This window comes from Streptomyces gardneri, from assembly GCF_006539185.1.
Lineage (GTDB): Bacteria > Actinomycetota > Actinomycetes > Streptomycetales > Streptomycetaceae > Streptomyces > Streptomyces gardneri.
In genome coordinates this window covers 1-22,136 of record NZ_BJMN01000033.1, presented here as the reverse complement: position 1 = coordinate 22,136, position 22,136 = coordinate 1, and the positions used below count along the sequence as shown (strand labels likewise).

Sequence of the window (22,136 nt, the reverse complement as noted above, 5' to 3'; positions counted from 1 at the left end):
TTTCGTCACGTTCAATGAGGCATCAGGTAATCAGGTGAGACATTGATGTCTCATTCGGTGTATGGTCGTCTCATGTCAGTCGATCGCACCCAGGTGCTCCGTGCCGCCGCCGCCCTGCTCTCCCGCAGGGCGACCGCCACCATGGACGAGGTCGCGCGGGCCGCCGGGATCGGCAGGGCCACGCTGCACCGGCAGTTCGCCGGGCGGGACGCGCTCGTGCGGGCGCTCGAAGAGCTCGGGATCCAGGAGCTGGAGGCGGCCCACGACCGGGCCCGGACCGGCGAAGGTCCCGCGGACGAGGCCGTACGAAGGCTCGTCGCCGAGGTGGAGCCCGTCGCGCCCCTGCTGTCGTTCCTCGTGACCGAGAACCAGCTCTTCGAGGGCGACCAGCAGAACGAAGGCTGGGCCCGCCTCGACGCCCGGGTCTCCGACCTCTTCCGGCGCGGCCAGGAAGAGGGCACCTTCCGGATCGACCTGACCCCCGCCTGGCTCACCGAGGCCCTCTACGGGCTCATCGGTTCCGGAGCCTGGGCCGTGCAGGACGGCCGGGTCGCCGCCAAGGACTTCCAGTACATGATCGTCGAGCTGCTGCTCGGCGGAGCGCGCAGGAGCGTGGAGAAGTGAGCATCAGCACCATCAAGCACCCGGACCATATCGAGGGCGTGCGCCGCCCCGGCCGGTGGCTCGCCCTTTCCGTTCTCGTCCTGGCCGTCCTCCTCGTGGCGGTCGACGCCACGGTGCTGGGCCTCGCCACCCCCTTCCTCTCCGAGGACCTCAAGCCCTCCGGCACCCAGCTGCTCTGGATCGGTGACGTCTACTCGTTCGTCATCGCCGGACTCCTGGTCTCCATGGGCAGCCTCGGCGACCGCATCGGCCGCAAGAAGCTGCTGCTCATCGGCGCCACGGCCTTCGGCGCGGTCTCCGTACTGAACGCCTACGCGACCAGCCCCGAGATGATGATCGTGGCCCGCGCGCTGCTCGGCGTCGCCGGCGCCACCCTGATGCCGTCCACCCTGGCACTCATCCGGAACCTCTTCCACGACCCGCGCGAGCGCAGCCTCGCCATCGGCATCTGGGGCGCCATGGCCTCGGCCGGTGCCGCCGTCGGACCGGTCGTCGGCGGATTCCTCCTGGAGCACTTCTGGTGGGGCTCGGTCTTCCTCATCAACCTGCCCGTCATGGCGGTCCTCGTCCTCGTCGGCATCAAGCTGATCCCCGAGTCGAAGAACCCGAACCCCGGCCCCTGGGACCTGCCCAGCGTCGGCCTGTCCCTCGTCGGCATGATCGGCATCGTGTACGCCGTCAAGGAGCTGGCCTCGCACGGCCTCTCCCTGGACGCCGGTGTCGCGGCCCTCGCCGGTGTCGGCGCCCTGACCTGGTTCGTCCGCCGGCAGCTCACCCTGCCCGCGCCGCTCCTGGACATGCGCCTCTTCCGCAACCGCGGCTTCTCCGGCGCCGTCCTCGCCGACCTGCTGACCATCCTCGGCCTCTCCGGCCTGGTCTTCTTCCTGTCCCAGTTCTTCCAGCTGGTCCAGGGCCGCCAGCCGCTGGAGGCAGGCCTCGCCGAGCTCCCCGCCGCGATCGGCGCGGTCACGGCCGGTCTGATCGCGGGCCTCGTGGCCCGTCGCTTCTCCGTACGGTCCGTGGTGGCCGGAGGCCTCGCGGCGGTCGGTCTCTCCCTCGCCGTCCTGACGACGCTCGACGCGCAGACCGGCTACCCGCTGCTCGGTGCCGCCCTGCTCGTGGTCGGCGTGGGCGCCGGCTTCGCGTTCACCGTCACCGCCGACGTGATCCTCTCCAGCGTCCCGAAGGAGCAGGCCGGATCCGCCTCCGCCGTCTCCGAGACGGCGTACGAACTCGGCGCCGCGCTCGGCATCGCCGTCCTCGGCTCCATCGTGACCGGCGTCTACCAGGGCTTCGCCACCCCGGCCGGCGTCCCCTCCGACGTCGCGTCGGCCGCCCACGAGTCGCTCGGCGGCGCGGTCGAGGCCTCCGGCGCCCTCGCGCCGGACACCGCGACGGCCCTGGTCACGGCCGCCCAGGAGGCGTTCGTCGACGGTCTGCGGATCGCGGCCGGCGTCGGCGCCGCGGTCCTCCTCGCGACGGCGGTCGCGGCCTGGTTCCTGCTGCGGGGCCAGAAGCTGGAGGACGGCGTCGAGCACTGACGCCACGCCTGGTGGAGAACGTGACGGTGCCCCCGTACAGCAGGACTGTACGGGGGCACCGTCATGTGCGTCAGAGGGTCACGCGGCCTTCGCCTTGGTGGCGTACATGTCCACGTACTCCTGCCCGGAGAGCCGCATCACCTCGGCCATCACCGAGTCCGTCACCGCCCGCAGGACGTAGCGGTCGCGGTCCATCCCGTCGTACCGCGAGAACTCCATCGGCTCGCCGAAGCGGACCGTCACCTTGCCCGGGCGCGGCAGCCCCGCCCCGCCCGGCTGGATCTTGTCGGTGCCGATCATCGCGAACGGCACCACCGGCGCGCCGGTCATCAGCGTGAGACGCGCGATGCCCGTACGGCCCCGGTACAGCCGGCCGTCGGGGGAGCGGGTGCCCTCCGGGTAGATCGAGAAGATCTTGCCCTCCTCCAGGACCCGCCGCCCGGTCATCAGCGCCGCCACACCGCCGCGGCCGCCGTCCCGGTCCACCGGGATCATGCCGACGCTGGTGAAGAACCAGGCCATCGCCCGGCCCTTGATGCCCTTGCCCGTCACGTACTCGTCCTTGCCGATGAAGAAGACCTGACGGTCCAGGCAGATCGGCATGATCATCGAGTCGATGAAGGTCAGGTGGTTGCCCGCGAGGATGACGGGACCGTCCCCCGGGATGTTCTCGGCGCCCTCCACGCGGGGGCGGAACATCAGGCGCATGACCGGCCCGAGCACTGCCTTGATGATCGCGAGACGGGACAACGGTTCCTCCGGGTGACGCGCGGGGTCGGACCAGCTGACGGTGCAGCTGGCGACGATACTCGCGGGTCACCGCCGTACGCACATCGGGTTCACCGAATGGATACACGGTGTTGACGCGTGTTTCCGCCATGTTCGACGCAGGTCTGCCCTTTGTAGGGCCTCCTTGCCTAGCGTCGGAGCTCCCCGTTGACAGGTGCGGGACATCACACACGAGGAGCCTTCATGACCCAGGGCGAGCGCCGGACGCCGGCACGGCGGACCGTTCTCGGAGCGGCCGGAGCCGCGGCGGTACTGGGGGCCTCGACGGCCCTCCCCACGGGCACCGCCCAGGCCGCCGAGGCCCGCGGCGACGGTCACGGCCGTGGCCACGGCTACCGCTCCCTCCCCGTCCCCACCGTCATCGCCCACCGCGGCGCCAGCGGCTACCGCCCCGAGCACACCCTCGGCTCCTACCGGCACGCCCTCGACCTCGGCGCCCACGTCATCGAGCAGGACCTCGTCCCCACCCGTGACGGGCACCTCGTCTGCCGCCACGAGAACGACATCACCGGCACCACCGATGTCGCCGACCACCCCGAGTTCGCCTCCCGGAAGACCACCAAGAGTGTCGACGGCACCACGCTCACCGGCTGGTTCACCGAGGACTTCACGCTCGCCGAGCTCAAGACCCTGCGGGCGAAGGAGCGGATCCCCGGCACCCGGCAGGAGAACACCCTCTACGACGGTCGCTGGACGATCCCCACCTTCGAGGAGGTGCTGCGCTGGGCCGAGGAGGAGGGCCGCCGCCGGGGCCGCGACGTCTGGCTGCACGTCGAGACCAAGCACCCCACCTACTTCCGCTCCCTCGGCCTCGGCCTGGAGGAGCGGCTCGCCAAGCTCCTGCGCCGGTACGGACGCCACCGCGCGAACTCCCCGGTCTTCCTCCAGTCCTTCGAGCCCAGCAGCATCCAGCGCCTGGCGAAGCTGGTCGACTCCCCGGGAGTGGTCCTGCTCTCCGCCGCGAGCAGCCGCCCCTGGGACTTCGTCCAGGCCGGGGACCCGCGCACGGTCGCCGACCTGGTCACGCCCGCGGGCCTGAGCTGGATCGCCTCGTACGCGCAGGGCATCGGCCCCACGCTCGACCTGGTGATCCCGAAGGACGCGACCGGGCGCCTCGGCACCCCGACCACCCTCGTCCGCGACGCGCACGCCGAGGGCCTGGTCCTCCACCCGTACACGCACCGCAACGAGAACAGCTTCCTGCCCGCCGACTTCCGCCGGGGCACGGACCCGACGGCCTACGGCGACTCCTTCGGCGCACTGAAGCGGTACCTGGAGACGGGCATCGACGGCATCTTCTCCGACAACCCCGACACGGCACTGCTCGCCGCGGCGGACTTCACCGCCGCCACCCGAGGCTGACGGCTCCCGGGAGGGGGCCGTTCGGCCCGGCCGCCGGGCCGCACGACCTCCTCCCGGGTGGTTTACGCCCCGTACCGCAACCGCGCCCGCGCACCCGGACATCGTGCCGGTCATGACGACCCCCGAGACCACCACCACGACCGCGCCGGCCCCCGAGGCGCAACCGGTTCCCCAGGCGCCCCCGGCTCCCGGGACGCCCCCGGAGCCTGCCGTCGCAGAGACCCCTGCCGCTGCCGCGCCCCCCGCCGACGCCGCGACCCCCGGTCTCCTCGCCGCGCTCGCCCCGCTGCTCGCCGCCGAGTCGGACGCCGAGGCCCCGGCCGCCGGCATCGACCCCGGCGACCTCGAACAGGCCGTCTGGCTCCGTCTCCTGGAGCGCCTCCAGGAGACGGGCGCCCCCGAGCGACCGGCCGACTGGCTGCGCCGCGCCGTCCGCGCCGAGGCCCGCCGCGCCCGCCGGACCATCGACCGGGAGCGCCCCTACCAGGACGAGCCCGCCCCGCCGCCGGACACCGAAGGACCGCACGGCTCCCCGGAGACCTCCCTGCTCGTCGCCGAACGCCACCGCACCCTGCGCGCCGCCGTCACGCGTACCCCCGGCCGATGCCCGAGCCTGCTCACCGCGATGCTCGATCCGCAGGACCCCACCTACCGAGAAATCGCAGGAGAGTTGGGTATCTCACAAGGCAGTTTGGGGCCGATGCGTTCCCGTTGCCTGGGATGCCTGCGCAGAATGCTGGCTGCAGAGGTTCCCGCCCCCGGCCGACGGGGAAGGGTGCGATAAACCGACGGCGAACCACATGAGCGGGAGGCGTGCACACATGGGCCTGAGTGTGACCATCTCAGCAGCGGACGCGCAGGACGCGGAGCACATCCTGAAGCTGCAGTACCTCTGCTACCAGAGCGAGGCGGAGCTGTACGGAGACTGGTCCATCGAACCGCTCACCCAGCCGCTCGACGCCCTGCGCGCCGAACTGGACGAGGGCTACGGCCTGGTGGCCCGGCTCGGCGACGAGGTCGTCGCCTCGGTGCGGGCCCGCCTCGACGAGGACGGCACGGTGCACATCGCCAAGCTGATCGTCCACCCGCGCATGCGGCGCCACGGCCTCGGAAGCCGCCTCCTCGACGGCATCGAGCGCCACTTCGCCGCCGCGACCGCGCCCGCCGAACCCTCCGCCAAGCGCTTCCAGCTCTTCACCGGCCACCGCAGCGAGGGCAATCTGCGGCTCTACCGCAGCAAGGGGTACGCCCAGGTGTCGGCCCGCGAGCTGGGCCCCAAGCTCACCCTGGTGACCCTGGAGAAGGCCGCCGCCTGAGGACGCGGCGGCCGTCGGGACCGTCGCCTCAGGCGGCGGTCGTCACCGCGCGCGACCTCCGCAGCCACCAGATTCCGGTCAGCGGCAGCAGGACCGGAATGAAGAGGTAGCCGTAGCCGTAGTCCGACCAGACCGTCGCGTCGGGGAAGGCGGACGGCTCGACCAGCGTCCAGGTCCCCACGATCAGCACGCCCGCGAGCTCGGCGGCGCAGCAGACCAGCGCCGCCCTGCGGGCCGCCTCCCCGCCCCGTACGAGGGTGTAGGTGATGAAGGCGTAGACGACCGCGGCCACCGCCGACAGGCCGTAGGCGAGCGGCGCCCGGTCGAACTCGGTCGCGATCTGGTAGATCGAGCGGGAGACCGCGCCGACCGACATCACGCCGTACAGCCAGACGAGCAGGATGCCCGGGCCCGAGACGAGACGGGTCCGCTTGCCCTCCGCTGTCCTCTCCTGCGTCCCGGTCATGGTCAGCCCACCGTCCAGATGTCGTAGAGACGCACTTCGAGCACGGCCAGGACGACCGCACCGGCGGCCACCGTCGCCGAACCCCACCGGCTGCGCTCCGCGAGCGACATGAACCCGGCGATCGGCACCGCGCACAGCGCGCCCAGCAGATAGGCGACGAAGATCGTCGTGCCCTCCTCGGCCTTCTCGCCGCGCACCAGCTGCACGATGCCGACGACCAGCTGGGTCAGGACCAGGAAGGTCACGACGGCCATACCGATGAAGTGCCAGTCCTTGGTCGGCTGGTCCCGGAAGGCGGCGAAGCCGCACCAGGCGGCGAGGGCGAGCGCGGTCACGGAGACCGTGACCGTCAGGGCGTCGAGCATGCGCCCGAGGGTATTACGGTCCGAAAGGCCCGATGCGCTCGCCCCCCGCCTCCGCGCTCGCCTCGACGCTCGCCTCCGCCTTCGTATTGCTCCCGTCCCCGCCCCTTGAGACTCCCCGATACGCGGCCCGGCGCGTGCCGGGTGCGCGGACCGTGGCCTTGGCCACACCCGAGGCCCGTACCCGCCCCCGAACCGCACCGCCGGCATCCCCCGACCCGACCCGTCCCCGCAGGCCACACCGGGCGGGAGCGGCCTCCCCTCGGCCCCCGCCCGCGCCCGTCGGGCGTCCGCATGTCGTCTCAGCGGCGTCCGGTATTCGGACACCCCCCTTTCGTTCGCGAGTGCGCATGCTTTACTTGCAGACATGACCACGACGAGCAGCCGCATCCTTGCGACCGAGGCGATCACGACGCCCGGTGCTCGTTGTATGTGTCGAATGTGCGCCTTCTGAGGGCTCCCGACAGCGTCTCGCGCCCCGAAGCGAGACTCGACGGCCGCGCCGATCCTCCCGCCATCCGGCGGCGGACCGTGCCTGCCCCGCGCACCCGCTGCCCCCGGCCATCCGCCGGACGGCCTCCGTGCGCCTGACTGTCCGAACGACGAATGCCCCGTGCCCGGCGGACCCCGCGCCGCGCACTCGACAGTGACGGAAACCCTGTGATCACCACTTCGGGCCTGACCAAGGTCTACGAGTCGCGCGGCCGCCAGGTCACCGCTCTGGACGGCGTCGACCTGCACGTCCGCGAGGGCGAGGTCTTCGGCGTGATCGGCCAGAGCGGCGCCGGCAAGTCCTCGCTCATCCGCTGCGTCAACCTCCTGGAGCGCCCCACCTCCGGCACCGTGACCGTCGACGGAGTCGACCTCACCGCACTCGCCGGAAAGGGCCGCCGCGCCGGGAAGGACCTGCGCCGGGCGCGCAGCAGCATCGGCATGGTCTTCCAGCACTTCAACCTGCTGTCCTCCCGCACGGTCAAGGACAACATCGAGCTCCCCCTGGAGATCCTCGGTGTCTCCGGCGCCGAGCGCTCCCGCCGCGCCCTCGAACTCCTCGACCTCGTCGGCCTCGCCGACAAGGCCAAGTCCTACCCGGGCCAGCTCTCCGGCGGCCAGAAGCAGCGCGTCGGCATCGCCCGCGCCCTCGCCGGCGAGCCCAAGGTCCTCCTCTCCGACGAGGCCACCAGCGCCCTCGACCCGGAGACGACCCGCTCGATCCTCCAGCTCCTGCGCGACCTCAACCAGCAGCTCGGCCTCACCGTCCTGCTGATCACGCACGAGATGGACGTCGTCAAGACGATCTGCGACTCCGCCGCCCTGATGCAGCGCGGCCGCGTGGTCGAGTCCGGCACCGTCACCGAACTGCTCGCCACCCCCGGCTCCCAGCTGGCGGCCGAGCTCTTCCCGGTCAGCGGCGCCCCCACCGGCCCCGACCGCACGGTCGTCGACGTCACCTTCCAGGGCGAGTCCGCGACCCAGCCGGTCATCTCCCAGCTCGCCCGCACCTACAACATCGACATCTCGATCCTCGGGGCGGCGATGGACACGGTGGGCGGGAAGCAGATCGGCCGGATGCGGATCGAGCTCCCCGGACGCTACGAGGACAACGTCGTCCCGGTCGGCTTCCTGCGCGAGCAGGGCCTCCAGGTCGAACTCGTCGAAGCCGAAGAAGCAGCCGTGGCGGACACCGTGCCCGTACTGGCCAAGGAAGGTGCCAAGTGACCTGGTCGGAGATGCAGCCCCTCCTCGAGCAGGGCACTGTCGACACGCTCTACATGGTCCTCTGGGCCACCGTCGTCACCGTGCTCGGCGGCCTGCCGCTCGGCATCCTCCTCGTCCTCACGGACAAGGGCGGACTGCTGCAGAACCGGCCGGTGAACAAGATCGTCGGTGCGATCGTGAACATCGGGCGTTCGCTCCCGTTCATCATCCTGCTGATCGCCCTGATCCCCTTCACCACCTTGGTCGTCGGCACCTTCATCGGTCCCACCGCGATGATCGTGCCGCTCGCCATCGGCGCCATCCCCTTCTTCGCGCGACTCGTCGAGACGGCGATCCGTGAGGTCGACCACGGGCTCGTCGAGGCCGTGCAGGCCATGGGCGGCGGTATCCCCACCATCGTCCGCAAGGTGCTGCTCCCGCAGGCCCTGCCCTCGCTCGTCTCGGGCGTCACCACCACGGTGATCGTGCTCATCGGCTACTCGGCGATGGCCGGCGCGGTCGGCGGCGAAGGCCTCGGCTCCAAGGCCGTCACCTACGGATACCAGCGCTTCGACACGACGTTCATGCTCGTCACGGTCGTCGTCCTCGTCCTGATCGTGACCGTCGTCCAGCTCATCGGCGACGGAGTCGTCCGACTCCTCGCCCGCCGGGGCCGTACCGCGTAACGGCTCCCCGGCCACCCAGACTTCGTCCTTCGAAGAACAGCCCGGACTTGTTGTCCAGGCGTCCACCGCACCACCGGAAAGAGGCACTCTTCGTGCGTAAGAACATCAAGCTCACCGCCGGTATCGCCGCCACCGCCGCCCTCGCCCTCGGCCTCACCGCCTGCGGCACCTCCTCGGACCCGTCCTCCGCCAAGGACTCGGCCGGCTCCGGCGACACCTCCAAGCCGCTCGTCGTCGCCGCGTCCCCGACGCCGCACGCCGACATCCTCAACTTCGTCAAGGACAACCTGGCCGAGAAGGAAGGCCTGAAGCTGGAGGTGAAGGAGTTCACGGACTACGTCCTGCCGAACACCGCCACCCAGTCCGGCCAGGTCGACGCCAACTTCTTCCAGCACAAGCCGTACCTCGACGACTTCAACCAGAAGAACAAGACCACCATCGTCCCGGTGGTCAACGTCCACCTGGAGCCGCTGGGCCTCTACTCCAAGAACATCAAGTCGGTGAAGGACATCAAGGCGGGCCAGACCATCGCCGTCCCCAACGACACCACCAACGGCGGCCGCGCGCTCCAGCTGCTCGCCGAGAACGGCCTGATCACCATCAAGCCGGGTGTCGGCACCAACGCCAAGCTCTCCGACATCACCGACAAGAAGGGCCTGGAGTTCAAGGAGCTGGAGGCCGCCACCGTGCCCCGCGCCCTGAACGACGTGGACGCCGCCGTCATCAACGGCAACTACGCCATCGAGGCCAAGCTCTCCCCGGCCAAGGACGCCATCGCCCTGGAGAAGGCCGAAGGCAACCCGTACGCCAACTTCCTCGCCGTCAAGGAGGGCAACGAGAAGGACGCCCGCGTGCAGAAGCTCGCCAAGCTCCTCAACTCGCCCGAGGTGAAGAAGTACATCGAGGACACCTACAAGGGCTCGGTCATCCCGGCCTTCGGAGCCGTCGCCAAGTAAGGCACCGAGCAAGGCGCCAAGTTAGGCACCGAGCAAGGCACCGAGCACGGCGCCGAGCAAGGCTTACGGCATCCGAGGAACCGTCAGACCGGTTCCCTCGTACAGTTCTTGTGCAGAAGGCCCCCCGCACCCCGTCCGGTGCGCGGGGCCTTCGCCACACCCCACCCGGCCATGCGCGCCGACGGCCGCATGCTGCATGCTGTGCGTTCACGGTCGATTCGGACGGTCCACGGCATGGAGCTGAGCATGACTACCACCTTTCCGGACATCTCCATCAACACGGACCGGTTGGTGCTGCGCGCGCTCGAAGAAGGCGACGCCCCCGCGCTCGCCGAGATGATGAACGACGAGATGGTCGGCGCCTGGACGGCCGTCCCCCAGCCGTACACCGAGGACGCCGCCCGCCGCTGGATCACCGAGTACGCCCCCACCGAACGCACCGCCGGCCGGGGCCTCGACCTCGCCGTCACCGAGTTCCTCACCCAGCGGCTCGTGGGCATCGTCCAGTTGAGCAACACGAACTGGCGCGTGCGTTCCACCGAGCTCTCCTACATCGTCGCCCCCTGGGCCCGCGGCGAGGGATACGCCTCCGAAGCCTCGCTCGCCACCGCCCAGTGGCTCTTCGGCGACCAGAAGTTCGAGCGCCTCGAACTGCGCACGGCGGCGGACAACACCGCCTCCCAGCAGGTCGCCCAGAAGATCGGCTGCATCAGCGAGGGCGTCCTGCGCAACGCCTGCATAGCCCGCACCCGTACCGAGGACGGCAGCTGGACCGAGCTGCGCACCGACTTCATCGTCTGGGGCCTCCTCCCCGAGGACCTCGACGGTGTCGCCGACCAGATGGCCGAGGCCGGATACTCCTCGTACACCGACTGGAGCTGAGCCCCGGCGGCCGACCCGGGGTACGCTCGGCACGCCCCCGACCTGCGACAACACCACAGGAGACAGACGACGATGGCCGACCGGGTCACGGTGATCGGCTGGGACGGCTCGCCCCTCACCGCGGCGGCCAGATCGGCACTGTCGGCCGCCACCCTCGTGGCCGGCGCCGCCCACCACCTGGCGCTGCCCGAGGTGCCCCCCGCGGCCGAACGCGTCCGCCTCGGCAGCGTCGACCTCGCCGCCCGCCGCATCGCGGGCCACCGCGGCACCGCCGTCGTCCTCGCCGACGGCGACCCCGGCTTCTTCGGCGTCGTCCGCACCCTGCGCGCCCCCGAGCACGGCCTGGAGGTCGAGGTCGTCCCCGCCGTCTCCTCCGTCGCCGCCGCCTTCGCCCGCGCCGGGATGCCCTGGGAGGACGCCCGGATCGTCGTCGCCCACCAGCGCACCCTGCGCCGCGCCGTGAACGTCTGCCGCGCCCACCCCAAGGTCGCCGTCCTCACCTCGCCCGGCGCCGGACCGGCCGAGCTCGCCCTCCTCCTCGACGGCGTCCACCGCACCTTCGTCATCTGCGAGGAGCTCGGCACCGACCGCGAACGGGTCTCCGTCCTCACCTCCGACAGGGCCGCCGACCACTCCTGGCGCGACCCCAACGTCGTCCTCGTCATCGGGGGAGTGGGCGGGGCGGGCGGCGGCACCCCGGCCGCCCCCTGGCTGATGGGCCTGGACCCGGCCGTGCGGTCCGTACGGGGCTGGGGGCTGCCCGCCGAGGAGTACGCCCCCGAGGGGCACGGCCCCCGGGGATACGGCCCCGGGCCCACCGGCGCCGCCCCGCCGAGGCCCGGCGCGGGCGAGGACCCGGCGCTGCGCGCCGCCCAGCTGGCCCGCCTCGGCCCCCGGATCGGCGACCTCGTCTGGGACATCGGCTGCGCGGGCGGCGCCTTCGCCGTCGAGGCGGCCCGCTTCGGCGCCGCCGTCATCGCGGTGGACACCGACCTCGACGCCTGCGCCCGCACCGAGGCGGCCGCCCGCCGCCACGGCGTACCCCTCCAGACCGTCCACGGCCGGGCGCCGCACGTCCTGGAGAACCTGCCCGAACCGGACGTCGTCCGCATCGCGGCCGGCGGCGTCCCCGTCGTCACCGCCTGCACCGACCGGCGTCCCGAGCGCATCGTCGTCCACGCGTCCACACGCGACGAGGCGGAGGCCGTCGGCACCGCGCTCGCCGACGGCGGCTACACCGTCGAGAGCCTCCTCCTCCAGACCGTCGGGCTCGACCCGGACGACTGGTCGGAGCGGGAGCGTTCGGTGGTCTTCCTGCTGGCCGGACGCAGGAGCGACAGCGCCCCGTGACCCCGCCGCTCCACGGGGACAGGTAGGCTGGCCGATTGTTGTACCGCACCGGGCGTTCGGCGTTTACTTCTCGAATGTCTCGAATCGGCGGCCGTTCCGGCTCGCCGATGTGGTACGCAGCAAAGGGGGGACCGCGCGACGTGGCGCAGTCCACAGCCCGCCGTGGCGGATCTGCCTGCCACGACGGCCGAGGGCCGCGACAATGAGTGGGTGTCCGCGCGTCCTTCGTGCCGCGCGGCGCGTGCGCTCGTTGTTCTCGACGGGCGCAGGTCTGAAGGAAGCACAAGCGATGGGCGAGGGGTACGCATGACGGACACCGGCCAGGTCTCGGGCGAGGGACTGCCGGAGAACGCAGGCATGGTCGAGCAGCCGGGCATCCCCGCACCGGGCGCGTACACCTTCCTGGACCCCTCCGAGCACGCAGCCGAGGACGACGACATCCTTCTCATGCCGGGCGCCCAGGGCGCCTGGAGCGAGCACCCGCCGGGCGTGGCACCCGCGCCGCCGGTGGCCGTACCGGCCCCGCTCGCGCCCCCCGTGGTCCCGCACCAGGGCGCCGCGCCCGTGACCGCCGCTCCGCCGGCGGCCCCGATGGTCGACCCGCTCACGGGCCCGCTCCCGGAACCCTTCGTCCTCGCCGACGTGCTGACCGCTCCTCAGGGCCAGACGCCGCCGCAGGCGCAGACCGCCGGCACCCCGGCGCACGGGACCCCGGTGCACGGCACTCCCGTGCACGGCATGCCCGCCCAGGGCACCCCGGCGCACGGCGTCCCCGTCGCCGCGCAGGAGCCCGTCCTCGCCGACCATGGCTACGAGCCCGGCATTCTCGACACCGGCGCCCACGAGGCCGCGGGCCGTGACACCGGCTCCGTCGACCTCGGCGGCGTCCGCGTCCCGCCGCCCGTCGGCGCCCCGACCCCGCCGCCCGCCCGGCGCCCGCTGCACATGGGCCCGCCCGTGCCCGAGGTCACCGGTGGCGTCGTGCTGTCGCTCGCCGACCGCGGCCCGGCCGCCGCGCCCGCCCAGGCTCCGCAGCCCGCGCCGGTCGTGGCCACCGGACCCGCGCCGATGCCCGTGAGGAACCCGGGACCGCCGACGACGGGCCCGGAGTACTTCGACATCCCCCAGGACCAGCAGCTCGCGCCGCAGGGCGCCGAGCCGTGGGCCGCGCAGCCGCAGGAGGCCGTGGCGCCCGAGCCGGTCCTCCCCGCAGAAACGGTCGTCCCGCCGACCGGACAGTTCGTCCAGGTCGAGGGTTCCGTCCCGACGGCCCCGCACCTGGCCCCGACGCCGGCCGAGGAGCCCGTCGAGGCCGCGGCGGCCCCCGTGGCTCCCGTGGCCGTGGCTCCCGAGGCGCCGGCGGCGGAGGAGGAGCCCGTCGTGGCCCCCGAGCCGCAGCCGGAGCCGGCCGAGGCCCAGGCCACCGTGCCCGCGCCGCGCGAGGCCGAGCCCGCCGCCGAGGCCCCCGCGCCCGCGCCCGAGGCAGAGGTCCTGCCGGAGCCCGTCGTGGAGATCCCGGCCGAGCCGGCCGTCGAGGCCGTCGTCGTGGCCGAGGCTCCGGTGGAGCAGGCCCCGGTGGAGACCCCCGTCGTGGCGGAGGCCGCCCCCGAGCCCCTGCCCGAGCAGGCCCCCGCAGCAGAGGCGCAGGCCGAGCCCGAGGCAGAGGTCCAGGCGGAGGTGGCGGCAGCGGTCGAACCCGTGACGCCCGAAGAGCCGGAGCAGCCCGTCGTCGCCGAGCCCACCGACACGGTGGCGGCACAGCCCGAGGCCGTGACCGAGGCGGAGACGGACCCCGAGGGCTTCGTGGACGCCGCGGAACTGGTCGAGGCCGACGAACTCCCCGCCACCGACGAAGCCGTCGTCCCGGCCGAGCCGCTCCCGGCCACGGCCGAACTCCCGACGACCGACGGACTTCCGGCCACCGACGAAGCCGTCGTCGTCCCGGCCGAGCTCCCGGTCACGGCCGAACTCCCCGCCACCGACGAGCTCGCCGTCACCGAGGAGGAGCCGGTGGCCGACGAACTCGTCGCCACCGAAGAGCTCACCGGCACGGACGAGCACCCGGCCGCCGAGGAGCCGACCGCCGGCGAGGAGCCGATCCTCGCCGAGGAACTCGTCGTCACCGACGAGGACCCGGTGGTCGCCCCCACCGCCCCGGCGCCCGGCTACGACGACGCCGAGCGCGAGGCCGTCCTGCGCGTGATGCGCGAGCGCCGCGACATCCGCAACGGCTTCCGCTCCGACCCGATCCCGCACGAGGTGCTGCTCCGCGTCCTGGAGGCCGCCCACACGGCCCCCAGCGTCGGCCACTCGCAGCCCTGGGACTTCGTCGTCATCCGCTCCGCCGAGACCCGGCAGACGATGCACGAGCTGGCCCAGCGGCAGCGCGAGGCGTACGCCAAGTCGCTGCCGAAGGCCCGGGCCAAGCAGTTCAAGGAACTGAAGATCGAGGCCATCCTCGACACCCCGGTCAACATCGTCGTGACCGCCGACCCCACCCGGGGCGGCCGCCACACCCTCGGCCGCTACACGCAGCCGCAGATGGCCCCGTACTCCTCCGCGCTCGCCGTCGAGAACCTCTGGCTCGCCGCCCGCGCCGAGGGCCTCGGCGTCGGCTGGGTCAGCTTCTTCGACGAGCGCGAGATGGTCCGCACCCTCGGCCTGCCCGAGCACCTCGAAGTGGTCGCGTACCTCTGCGTCGGTTACGTCGACGAGTTCCCCGACGAGCCCGAGCTGGCTCAGGCGGGCTGGTCCAAGCGCCGCCCGCTGGCCTGGGTCGTCCACGAGGAGACGTACGGCCGCCGCGCCCTGCCCGGCGAGGAGCCGCACGACCTGCTCCAGGAGACCGTCGCCAACATCCGCCCGCTGGACGCCAAGGCGCTCGGCGAGGCCTGGGAGCGCCAGAAGCGCATGACCAAGCCCGCGGGCGCCCTGGGCATGCTGGAGATCATCGCCGCGCAGCTCTCCGGCCTCGCCCGGGTCTGCCCTCCGCCGATCCCGGAGCCCGCGGCCGTGGCGATCTTCGCCGGCGACCACGGGGTCCACGCCCAGGGCGTCACGCCCTGGCCGCAGGAGGTCACCGGCCAGATGGTGGCCAACTTCCTCGGCGGGGGAGCGGTCTGCAACGCCTTCGCGAACCAGGTCGGCGCCGAGGTCTGCGTCATCGACGTGGGCGTCGCCTCCGAGCTCCCGGCCACCCCTGGTCTCCTTCCCCGCAAGGTCCGCCCGGGCACCGGCGACTTCACCACGGGTCTCGCGATGACCCGCGACGAGGTCCTGGCGGCGATCGAGGTGGGCATCGAAACGGCCCGCGACCTCGTGGCGGCGGGCAACAAGGCGATCCTCACCGGCGAGATGGGCATCGCGAACACCACCGCGTCCGCCGCGCTCATCTCCGTGTACACCGGGGTGGACGCCGCCGAGGTCACCGGCCGTGGCACGGGCATCAACGACGAGACGCACGCCCGCAAGGTGGACGTGGTCCGCCGCGCCCTCGACCTGCACAAGCCGGACCCGGCGGACCCGATCGGCGTCCTCTCGGCGATCGGCGGCCTGGAGCACGCGGCCCTCGTCGGCCTGATCCTGGGCGCGGCCTCGCTGCGCACCCCGGTGATCCTCGACGGCGTCTCCACCGGCGCGGCGGCCCTGGTGGCCCGTGCGATCGCCCCGGAGTCGCTCGCGGCCTGCATCGCCGGCCACCGCAGCGCCGAGCCGGGCCACGTGGCGGCCCTGAACAAGCTGGGCCTGCGCCCCCTGGTCGACCTCGACCTGCGTCTCGGCGAGGGCACGGGAGCCCTGCTCGCCCTGCCCCTGGTGCAGAGCGCGGCCCGCGCGATGCACGAGGTGGCCACGTTCGACTCGGCCGGAGTCACCGAGAAGTAGCACCACCGACGCGTCTCCCACCCCGGCAAGGGCGTGGGAGACGCGCCGGGAGCGCCCCTCCCGGGGGCGTCCCCCACGCACGGACGCGGCACGGACGCACCGACCGGGAGATCCGTCACAGCGTGACGGCCACGCACCCCCGATATCGTGGGCACCAGGCGTTCCCGCCCACCCTCACCAGCCGCTTCACCGCAGCAGCGGCCCGCACCCGCACAGCCCCTCCGAGGAGCCGCTCACCCATGGCCGAGCACACCGAGCACGCGGCGCACCCCGCCTACCCCGTCGGTCTCCGTCTCGCGGGCCGCCGCGTCGTCGTCCTCGGCGGCGGCCAGGTCGCCCAGCGCCGGCTGCCCGCACTGATCGCCGCGGGCGCCGACATCACGCTGATCTCCCCGTCCGCGACCCCCTCCGTGGAGGCGATGGCCGAGGCGGGCGAGATCCGCTGGACCAAGCGGCGGTACGAGGACGGTGACCTCGCCGACACCTGGTACGCGCTCGTGGCCACCACCGACGCGACCGCCAACGCCGCGGCCTCCGCCGAGGCCGAGCGGACCCGCACCTGGTGCGTGCGCGCCGACGACGCCGAGGCGGCCACCGCCTGGACCCCGGCCACCGGTCGCGACGCGGGCGTCACCGTCGCGGTGCTCACCGGCCACGACCCCCGCCGCTCCGCCGCCGTGCGCGACGCGATCGTCGAGGGCCTCCGGGACGGTTCCCTCGCCGCGCCCGCGCACCGCTCCCGTACCCCCTTCGTCGCCCTGGTCGGCGGCGGCCCCGGCGACCCGGACCTGATCACCGTCCGCGGACGCAGGCTCCTCGCCGAGGCCGACGTGGTCATCGCCGACCGGCTCGGCCCCCGCGACCTCCTCGACGAACTGCCCCCGCACGTCGAGGTGATCGACGCGGCCAAGATCCCGTACGGCCGTTTCATGGCCCAGGAGGCCATCAACAACGCGCTGATCGAGCACGCGAAGGCGGGCCGGTCCGTCGTCCGGCTCAAGGGCGGCGACCCCTTCGTCTTCGGCCGCGGCATGGAGGAGGCCCAGGCGCTCGCCGTCGAGGGCATCGCCTGCACGGTCGTCCCCGGCATCTCCAGCTCGATCTCGGTCCCGGGCGCGGCCGGCATCCCGGTCACCCACCGGGGCGTGGCCCACGAGTTCACCGTGGTCAGCGGGCACGTCGCCCCGGACGACCCGCGCTCCCTGGTCGACTGGGCCTCGCTCGCCAAGCTCACCGGCACGCTGGTGATCCTCATGGGCGTCGACAAGATCGGGAAGATCGCCGAGGCGCTCATCGCCCACGGCAAGGCCCCGGAGACGCCGCTGGCGCTCGTCCAGGAGGGCACCACGGCGACCCAGCGCCGGGTGGACGCCACGCTCGCCACGGTCGCGGAGACGGTCAAGGCCGAGGAGGTCCGCCCGCCGGCCGTCATCGTCATCGGTGACGTCGTCACCGAGGGCCCCGGCAAGCTGGTGAAGTAACCACAGGTAACTGAAACCTGTCACCAGCCGTCGCACCCCATTGGCACCACACCCCGGACAAGGCAGTATCACCCCGTGGCCGAACTCATCACGATCGACGACCCCGACGACCCGCGCCTGCGCGACTACATCGGCCTGACCGATGTCGAGCTCCGGCGCAGACGCGAGCCCGCCGAGGGCCTGTTCATCGCGGAGGGCGAGAAGGTCATCCGCCGGGCCCGGCAGGCCGGTTACGAGATGCGGTCGATGCTGCTCTCCGCCAAGTGGGTGGACGTCATGCGCGACGTCATCGACGAGGTCCCGGCGCCGGTGTACGCGGTCCAGCCGGACCTCGCCGAGCGGGTCACCGGCTACCACGTGCACCGCGGGGCCCTCGCCTCGATGCAGCGCAAGCCGCTCCCGGACGCGACGGAGCTGCTCGCCGGCGCCCGCCGAGTGGTGATCATGGAGTCGGTCAACGACCACACCAACATCGGCGCCATCTTCCGCAGCGCCGCCGCCCTGGGCATGGACGCCGTCCTGCTCTCCCCGGACTGCGCGGACCCGCTCTACCGACGCTCCGTCAAGGTCTCGATGGGCGCGGTCTTCTCCGTCCCGTACGCCCGCCTGGACACCTGGCCCCGCGGCCTGGAGGTGGTCCGGGAAGCGGGGTTCAAGCTCCTCGCGCTGACCCCGGCGGAGAAGGCGACGTCGATCGACGAGGCGGCCCCGCACCGGCTGGAGAGGGTGGCGCTGATGCTCGGCGCGGAGGGCGAGGGCCTCACCACGCAGGCGCTGCGCGCGGCCGACGAGTGGGTCCGTATCCCGATGGCCCACGGCGTCGACTCGCTCAACGTGGGCGCGGCGGCGGCGGTCGCGTTCTACGCGGTGGCGACGGGCCGCCCGGATTCCTGACGGCGGGAACGGAAGAGGTCCGACGACCTCCCGGCCATGAGCCGCAAGCCGACCGGGGTCTCACGACCCCTGGTCGGCTTGTTGCTTTTCCCGCCTGCTGTCTAGCCCTGCAAGGCCTGTGCGGCGGCGATGCCCAGGGCCACGACCAGTGTCACGACGACGAAGACGAAGAGCCGCTGGCGCAGTAGGCGGGGGTTGGCGGGACGGCGTCCCGTGGACGTCGAGCGGGCGCCCGGCCGGGTGCCGGGACGTGACTGGGGGGCTCGCGAGCCGCCGGTGCGCGGCCCCGCGGAGGGCCGCGAGGCCGGGTTCGCGCCCCGCGCCTGACCTCGCTGCTCGCGCTCCGCGTCCCGCTCGGGACCGTGGCCGCGGGTGTCCCGCTCCGTGTACCGCTCGGTCGGCCGGGCGGGGTTCCGCTCCTCGGTCCGCTCCCGCTGGACGGGGGGACGCGAGACCGGCAGGCCCTGGGCCTCGCGGGCGGCGATCTCCTTGAGCCGCATCGACAGCTGGAGCGTGCTGGGACGTTCCTCCGGGTCCTTCGCCAGACAGGCCCGGATCAGCGGGGCCAGCGCGTCCGGGACGCCGTGCAGCTGCGGTTCCTCGTGCACGACCCGGTAGAGCATGACCTCCGAACTCCCGTGCCCGAAGGGGGAGTCGGCCATCGCGGCGTACGCGAGGGTGGCGCCGAGCGAGAACACGTCCGTGGCCGGGGTGACGGCCGCGCCGCGCACCTGCTCCGGGGCGAGGAAGCCGGGCGATCCCACGGCCGTACCCACGTGGGTGAGCGTGCTGGCCCCGGTGGCCCAGGCGATCCCGAAGTCGATGATCCGGGGGCCCTTGGGGGAGAGCAGGATGTTCGAGGGCTTCAGGTCGCGGTGGACGACCCCGGCCTCGTGGACCGCGACCAGGCCCTCCGAGAGCGCGGCCCCGATGGAGGCCACGTCGGCGGCGCGCAGTCCGCCCTCCTCGGCGACCCGGTCGTGCAGGGAGGGGCCGGGCACGTACTGGGTGGCGAACCAGGGGCGGTCGGCCTCCAGGTCGGCGGCGACCAGCCGGGCCGTGCAGCCGCCGCGGATCCGCCGGGCCGCGGACACCTCGCGGGCGAAGCGGGACCGGAACTCCTGGTCCTCGGCCAGGTCGGGCCGGATCACCTTGAGCGCCACGCGCTGGCCGCGCCGGTCGGACCCGAGGTACACGACCCCCATCCCGCCGGCCCCCAGCCTGCGGTGGAGCCGGAACGACCCGACGATCCGCGGATCCTCGCGCCGGAGCCGCATCATCGCCATGTCCGTCCCCTCGTCCGTTCGACGTGGCACAGCTTACGTAGTGGCGCCCGAACGTGCTCATAGGCCGCGCCCTCGCACCGGGATCGATTGTCAGTGCTGAAGGGTACGGAAGGAGGCGGGGCGTACTCGATCTCCTCCCCAACCCCCTTTCGCCGTCGATCACTTGACGGAGGGCTGCGAGAACCCCGCGACGGCTCGGAGGGCGACTCCCGGGCCCTGGGGAGGGCTCGGGGGACCCTGAGATCAGGACGACCTCCGGCGAAGTGAGCGATGTCACGCCCGGTGACCTGCCCGATACCCCCCGACGCCCGCGGCTCGGGCCTCCGGGGCGGGGTCGACCCCTCCGGGAAGACCCCCACTTCCGGGCGCCCGTCTCCACCCAGGGGAGTACTCCGTGGGGCGGGTCGTCATCCTCCGGGAGGCCCGCAAGTCGGTACGCGGGCATGACGTCCGGGGGCCTCCCGATCCCTAGTGTTGTTGTCAGCGGCGGGTGCAGCACTCGTCCCCCGAGGTCACGTACCCGCCGCGCCAACCACGACAGGAGAGGAACCATGGCTTACACGGCACCGCGGTCGACCACCAGCCCTTCGGGCCGCCGTCACCCCTTGGTGGCCACGGCCATGGTCCTCCCTCTCGCGGCCCTGCTCGTGGTCGTCTTCGGCGGCTGGGAAGCGGTGGTCACACAGGCGTCGTCCGTGGGCGTGATGTTGGGGCGCTGAAAAGCGCCCGGACCCGGGAGAGCGGCCCGGGTCGGGGACATCCGGCCATCAACCCCGTGGGGACGGGGGTGTGGCGGACGGCAGCGTGAGGCCGGTCAGCTGGGGAGCTGACCGGCCTTCGCGCTTCCCGGACCGGTTCCCCCGACCAGCTCTCAGAGCCGCTCCCCGGAACCAGTTCCCCGGAACGGCTCGCCGGGTCGCTCCCCGGACCGGCTTCCCGGACCGCTTCTCAGACTCAGCTCCCCGGACCAGCTCTCCGGACCGACTCTCCCGAGCCGCTCCCCGCTGCAGTCGCGCCCACAGCGGCGCGTACGCTCCCCGCGTGGACCCCGCCGCCCCGCCCTCGCCCGCCCCGACGCCGCCCGGTCGGCCCGCCCGTGCCGACGGGCTCGACCGGCTCGCCGCCGTCGCCCGCGCGGCCGCTCACCGCCCCGGCGCCCCCTGCCACTGCGCGAGCGGCCTCGTCGGAGTGCTCGCCGACCGCGACGACGGGACCGTCGTGCGCCACGGGCCGCTCGTCGCCAAGGCGCACGCGCCCGACACCGACCCCGAGGCGCACCGCGCCCGCCTTGCCCTCGCCGCCCACCCCGACGCGGCCGGCGTCCTCCTGCCGCCACTCCCGCTCCCGATCCCCGCCCCGGCGCATGGCGGCGCCGAACCCGACGGCCGGCCCATCACGGTCTGGCCGTACGGATCGCCCGTCGCCCCGGACGACCCCGACGCCGCCCCCTGGGAGGACGCGGCACGGCTCCTCGCCCTGCTCCACCGCACGCCGCCCCCGCCGGAGCTCGCCCTCCGGCTCCCGGCGATGCGGGCCCCGCTCAAGGTGTCGCTCGCGGTGGACCGGATGCGCCGCGCGGCGCCGGACCACCCGGCGGCCGCCACCGTGCTGAGCGCCTGGCGCACGATCCCCGGGGGCGGGGCGCCGGGCCCCCGGCTGCTCTGTCACGGCGACTTCCACCTCGGCCAACTGGTGCGCGAGCCCCGGCCGGTCGGCGACGGGCCCTGGCGGCTCATCGACGTCGACGACCTCGGCCTCGGCGATCCCGCGTGGGATCTGGCCCGCCCCGCGGCCTGGTTCGCCGCGGGCATCCTGCCGCCGGAGGTGTGGTCCCGTTTCCTCGGCGCGTACCAGGAGGCGGAGGGGCCGGCCGTCGGAGCCGATCCGTGGGTCCAACTCGACGTCCCGGCCCGGGCCCTGACGGTCCAGACGGCTGCCCTGGCCGTCGCCAAGTCCACGGCCGAGCGCCGGCCGCTCGACGAGGTCGAGGACGTGATGATCGACACCTGTGGGCGGATTGCCGGACATCGAACCGATTCGGCTTCTTCGGCGTCCACGTAAGGTGAAGCCACCATTCGAACGGCAATGTCAGGGAGTTGAGCCGAGCATGCAGTGTCCCAAGTGTCATGCGGCCATGCACACGTACAACCGCAACGGCGTCCAGATCGAGCAGTGCAGCGGCTGCCGCGGCATATTCCTGGACTTCGGCGAGCTGGAGGCCCTGACCCGCCTGGAGTCCCAGTGGACCCAGCAGGCGCCGCCGCCGCAGGCCTACCCGGCGCAGCCCGCCCCCGCCGCCCCCGCCTGGGGCGCCCCGCACCAGGGCGGTCACCACGGCGGTCACTACCGCCAGCGCGGCTTCGGCCGGATGCTCTTCTCCTCCTGAGCGTGCGGAGCACGAAGAAGCCCCCGACCGCGAGCTGCGGTCGGGGGCTTCTTCAGATGGTGCGCGATACTGGGATTGAACCAGTGACCTCTTCCGTGTCAGGGAAGCGCTCTCCCGCTGAGCTAATCGCGCGGGTGGTGCACACGTCGTACTCGAAGATACTACGTGCTGCGTG

General features: G+C 73.0%; 20 protein-coding genes and 1 tRNA gene. 16 read left to right on the top strand and 5 right to left on the bottom strand.

Annotated elements, in window-relative coordinates:
• Positions 1 to 72: 72 nt before the first annotated feature.
• Positions 73 to 624, top strand: coding sequence for a TetR/AcrR family transcriptional regulator (locus SGA01_RS24755; RefSeq protein WP_141298582.1), 552 nt, complete (start codon positions 73 to 75; stop codon positions 622 to 624).
• Positions 621 to 2,165 carry an MFS transporter gene (locus tag SGA01_RS24750; RefSeq protein WP_141298581.1) on the top strand — a complete coding sequence of 515 codons (1,545 nt, stop codon included), beginning with the start codon at positions 621 to 623 and terminating at the stop codon, positions 2,163 to 2,165. Before SGA01_RS24755 ends, SGA01_RS24750 begins: the two co-directional genes overlap by 4 nt.
• Positions 2,166 to 2,243: 78 nt before the next feature.
• Here the strand turns inward: SGA01_RS24750 and SGA01_RS24745 are convergent, their stop codons facing one another.
• Positions 2,244 to 2,915, bottom strand: coding sequence for a lysophospholipid acyltransferase family protein (locus tag SGA01_RS24745; RefSeq protein ID WP_055646436.1), 672 nt, complete (start codon positions 2,913 to 2,915; stop codon positions 2,244 to 2,246).
• Positions 2,916 to 3,137: 222 nt separating this feature from the next.
• On the opposite strand from SGA01_RS24745, the gene SGA01_RS24740 reads away from it, so the two are divergent.
• From SGA01_RS24740 to SGA01_RS24730, 3 genes are all read left to right on the top strand, one after another.
• Complete coding sequence (locus SGA01_RS24740; RefSeq protein WP_141298580.1) at positions 3,138 to 4,316, top strand: glycerophosphodiester phosphodiesterase; 1,179 nt, start codon at positions 3,138 to 3,140, stop codon at positions 4,314 to 4,316.
• 112 nt (positions 4,317 to 4,428) lie between these two features.
• Positions 4,429 to 5,100, top strand: coding sequence for a sigma-70 family RNA polymerase sigma factor (locus tag SGA01_RS24735; RefSeq protein WP_229918033.1), 672 nt, complete (start codon positions 4,429 to 4,431; stop codon positions 5,098 to 5,100).
• Positions 5,101 to 5,137: 37 nt separating this feature from the next.
• On the top strand, positions 5,138 to 5,632 hold the full coding sequence (locus SGA01_RS24730; protein WP_055644510.1) for a GNAT family N-acetyltransferase: 495 nt from the start codon (positions 5,138 to 5,140) through the stop codon (positions 5,630 to 5,632).
• Positions 5,633 to 5,660: 28 nt separating this feature from the next.
• Here SGA01_RS24730 and SGA01_RS24725 read toward each other — a convergent pair whose 3' ends face one another.
• Together SGA01_RS24725 and SGA01_RS24720 are read right to left on the bottom strand one after the other, a co-directional pair.
• Positions 5,661 to 6,098 carry a hypothetical protein gene (locus SGA01_RS24725; RefSeq protein WP_141298579.1) on the bottom strand — a complete coding sequence of 146 codons (438 nt, stop codon included), beginning with the start codon at positions 6,096 to 6,098 and terminating at the stop codon, positions 5,661 to 5,663.
• 2 nt (positions 6,099 to 6,100) lie between these two features.
• The gene (locus SGA01_RS24720) at positions 6,101 to 6,463 is read right to left on the bottom strand and encodes a hypothetical protein (RefSeq protein ID WP_141298578.1); all 363 of its coding nucleotides are present in this window, start codon (positions 6,461 to 6,463) and stop codon (positions 6,101 to 6,103) included.
• Between the two features lie 657 nt (positions 6,464 to 7,120).
• On the opposite strand from SGA01_RS24720, the gene SGA01_RS24715 reads away from it, so the two are divergent.
• The 8 genes from SGA01_RS24715 to SGA01_RS24680 all read left to right on the top strand — a co-directional run bounded on the left by SGA01_RS24715 (position 7,121) and on the right by SGA01_RS24680 (position 18,289).
• A complete protein-coding gene (locus SGA01_RS24715; protein WP_141298577.1) occupies positions 7,121 to 8,179 on the top strand; it encodes a methionine ABC transporter ATP-binding protein in 1,059 nt (352 codons plus the stop codon).
• Positions 8,176 to 8,844 (top strand): methionine ABC transporter permease, encoded by a 669-nt coding sequence (locus SGA01_RS24710; RefSeq protein ID WP_055644514.1) that lies wholly within the window; start codon positions 8,176 to 8,178, stop codon positions 8,842 to 8,844. The genes SGA01_RS24715 and SGA01_RS24710 overlap by 4 nt, the downstream gene beginning before the upstream one ends.
• 92 nt (positions 8,845 to 8,936) lie before the next feature.
• Complete coding sequence (locus SGA01_RS24705; RefSeq protein WP_055644515.1) at positions 8,937 to 9,800, top strand: MetQ/NlpA family ABC transporter substrate-binding protein; 864 nt, start codon at positions 8,937 to 8,939, stop codon at positions 9,798 to 9,800.
• Between the two features lie 246 nt (positions 9,801 to 10,046).
• Entirely contained in the window at positions 10,047 to 10,682 is a 636-nt protein-coding gene (locus SGA01_RS24700; RefSeq protein ID WP_141298576.1) for a GNAT family N-acetyltransferase, read from the top strand.
• A 72-nt stretch (positions 10,683 to 10,754) separates the two neighbouring features.
• The gene (cbiE, locus tag SGA01_RS24695; protein ID WP_141298575.1) at positions 10,755 to 12,032 is read left to right on the top strand and encodes a precorrin-6y C5,15-methyltransferase (decarboxylating) subunit CbiE; all 1,278 of its coding nucleotides are present in this window, start codon (positions 10,755 to 10,757) and stop codon (positions 12,030 to 12,032) included.
• A 306-nt stretch (positions 12,033 to 12,338) separates the two neighbouring features.
• Entirely contained in the window at positions 12,339 to 15,914 is a 3,576-nt protein-coding gene (cobT, locus tag SGA01_RS24690; protein ID WP_141298574.1) for a nicotinate-nucleotide--dimethylbenzimidazole phosphoribosyltransferase, read from the top strand.
• Between the two features lie 239 nt (positions 15,915 to 16,153).
• Positions 16,154 to 17,395, top strand: coding sequence for a uroporphyrinogen-III C-methyltransferase (gene cobA / locus SGA01_RS24685; RefSeq protein ID WP_141298573.1), 1,242 nt, complete (start codon positions 16,154 to 16,156; stop codon positions 17,393 to 17,395).
• Positions 17,396 to 17,470: 75 nt separating this feature from the next.
• Positions 17,471 to 18,289, top strand: a complete 819-nt coding sequence (locus tag SGA01_RS24680; protein ID WP_141298572.1) for a TrmH family RNA methyltransferase — start codon at positions 17,471 to 17,473, stop codon at positions 18,287 to 18,289.
• 101 nt (positions 18,290 to 18,390) lie between these two features.
• Here the strand turns inward: SGA01_RS24680 and SGA01_RS24675 are convergent, their stop codons facing one another.
• Positions 18,391 to 19,575 (bottom strand): serine/threonine-protein kinase, encoded by a 1,185-nt coding sequence (locus SGA01_RS24675; protein ID WP_141298571.1) that lies wholly within the window; start codon positions 19,573 to 19,575, stop codon positions 18,391 to 18,393.
• Positions 19,576 to 20,126: 551 nt separating this feature from the next.
• On the opposite strand from SGA01_RS24675, the gene SGA01_RS41175 reads away from it, so the two are divergent.
• From SGA01_RS41175 to SGA01_RS24665, 3 genes are all read left to right on the top strand, one after another.
• Positions 20,127 to 20,294, top strand: coding sequence for a hypothetical protein (locus SGA01_RS41175; protein ID WP_024758747.1), 168 nt, complete (start codon positions 20,127 to 20,129; stop codon positions 20,292 to 20,294).
• A 322-nt stretch (positions 20,295 to 20,616) separates the two neighbouring features.
• Positions 20,617 to 21,636, top strand: coding sequence for a phosphotransferase (locus tag SGA01_RS24670; protein WP_141298570.1), 1,020 nt, complete (start codon positions 20,617 to 20,619; stop codon positions 21,634 to 21,636).
• Positions 21,637 to 21,682: 46 nt separating this feature from the next.
• On the top strand, positions 21,683 to 21,961 hold the full coding sequence (locus tag SGA01_RS24665; protein ID WP_141298569.1) for a TFIIB-type zinc ribbon-containing protein: 279 nt from the start codon (positions 21,683 to 21,685) through the stop codon (positions 21,959 to 21,961).
• Between the two features lie 57 nt (positions 21,962 to 22,018).
• Here the strand turns inward: SGA01_RS24665 and SGA01_RS24660 are convergent.
• Positions 22,019 to 22,093, bottom strand: a tRNA-Val gene (locus tag SGA01_RS24660).
• Positions 22,094 to 22,136 lie beyond the last annotated feature (43 nt).

What these genes read in the sequence shown, in the direction of transcription:
- cbiE (WP_141298575.1), top strand. Translation starts at nt 10,755, where the DNA reads ATGGCCGACCGGGTCACGGTGATCGGCTGGGACGGCTCGCCCCTCACC.
- cobA (WP_141298573.1), top strand. Translation starts at nt 16,154, where the DNA reads ATGGCCGAGCACACCGAGCACGCGGCGCACCCCGCCTACCCCGTCGGT.
- SGA01_RS24755 (WP_141298582.1), top strand. Translation starts at nt 73, where the DNA reads ATGTCAGTCGATCGCACCCAGGTGCTCCGTGCCGCCGCCGCCCTGCTC.
- cobT (WP_141298574.1), top strand. Translation starts at nt 12,339, where the DNA reads ATGACGGACACCGGCCAGGTCTCGGGCGAGGGACTGCCGGAGAACGCA.
- SGA01_RS24740 (WP_141298580.1), top strand. Translation starts at nt 3,138, where the DNA reads ATGACCCAGGGCGAGCGCCGGACGCCGGCACGGCGGACCGTTCTCGGA.
- SGA01_RS24730 (WP_055644510.1), top strand. Translation starts at nt 5,138, where the DNA reads ATGGGCCTGAGTGTGACCATCTCAGCAGCGGACGCGCAGGACGCGGAG.
- SGA01_RS24665 (WP_141298569.1), top strand. Translation starts at nt 21,683, where the DNA reads ATGCAGTGTCCCAAGTGTCATGCGGCCATGCACACGTACAACCGCAAC.
- SGA01_RS24700 (WP_141298576.1), top strand. Translation starts at nt 10,047, where the DNA reads ATGACTACCACCTTTCCGGACATCTCCATCAACACGGACCGGTTGGTG.
- SGA01_RS24675 (WP_141298571.1), bottom strand. Translation starts at nt 19,575, where the DNA reads ATGGCGATGATGCGGCTCCGGCGCGAGGATCCGCGGATCGTCGGGTCG.
- SGA01_RS24725 (WP_141298579.1), bottom strand. Translation starts at nt 6,098, where the DNA reads ATGACCGGGACGCAGGAGAGGACAGCGGAGGGCAAGCGGACCCGTCTC.
- SGA01_RS24720 (WP_141298578.1), bottom strand. Translation starts at nt 6,463, where the DNA reads ATGCTCGACGCCCTGACGGTCACGGTCTCCGTGACCGCGCTCGCCCTC.
- SGA01_RS41175 (WP_024758747.1), top strand. Translation starts at nt 20,127, where the DNA reads ATGGCTTACACGGCACCGCGGTCGACCACCAGCCCTTCGGGCCGCCGT.
- SGA01_RS24735 (WP_229918033.1), top strand. Translation starts at nt 4,429, where the DNA reads ATGACGACCCCCGAGACCACCACCACGACCGCGCCGGCCCCCGAGGCG.